The sequence below is a fragment of the Protofrankia sp. Cr1 genome, assembly GCF_963555865.1.
Taxonomy (GTDB): domain Bacteria; phylum Actinomycetota; class Actinomycetes; order Frankiales; family Frankiaceae; genus Protofrankia.
The window spans coordinates 1-643 of sequence record NZ_CAUVXO010000392.1 but is presented as its reverse complement, the minus strand read 5'-3'; the positions used below and the strand labels follow the sequence as shown (position 1 = coordinate 643).

General features: G+C 62.4%; 1 protein-coding gene. It reads right to left on the bottom strand.

The annotated features are described in order from the left end of the window. Positions 1 to 58: 58 nt before the first annotated feature. On the bottom strand, positions 59 to 307 hold the full coding sequence (locus tag U9980_RS22100; RefSeq protein WP_322769683.1) for a hypothetical protein: 249 nt from the start codon (positions 305 to 307) through the stop codon (positions 59 to 61). Positions 308 to 643: the final 336 nt, after the last annotated feature.

The window sequence follows — 643 nt, the reverse complement described above, 5'->3', positions numbered from 1 at the left end:
ACGAAACCACGGCGAAATTCCGCTGAAATCCTGACTTTTCGCACACGGCACGGCCAGGTCATCGGTTGGCCCGTCGTCCGGCTGGTCGGCCGATACTCTCGGTCACGCTGAAACGCTCGGCCGACGTATGCCCGAGACGACCGCGGACGCGCAGGAGGAGGGCCAGAAGAATACATACCACAGCGGCAGCGAGATACAGCACGAATGCCAGACCGACAACGTCGGTCAACACGCCGGACAGCATGTCGAAAACCTTAGAAGTAGTACTTCCGCTCAACGCGTGATCGGCCGCACGCGATTCGAACATAGATTCTCCATCAAGGCATAGATGCCCAGGTCTCCACCGGCGCGCAGCAACGCCTGATGCCCCTGACCTGCGCTGTTGGCGCTCGCCAGCGGCGACAGAGAGGTGCCCGACCAGCCTGGAAAGAACGCGAAAACAGGCGACTCACGGCACCCGTCAATTCCGCGGATCGCCGTATCACTCACGCCTTGAGGTGTAGCCGGCTCACTATAACAGCGGCAGGATTCCCCAGACCACCGCCGTCACACGGGTCGTACGATCCAGCTCATCCCCCTTGGACCTGGCCTCCCGAGCACTCGGCGAGGCGGTGGCGACACCCTCGACCGTCTGGCGGAGAAC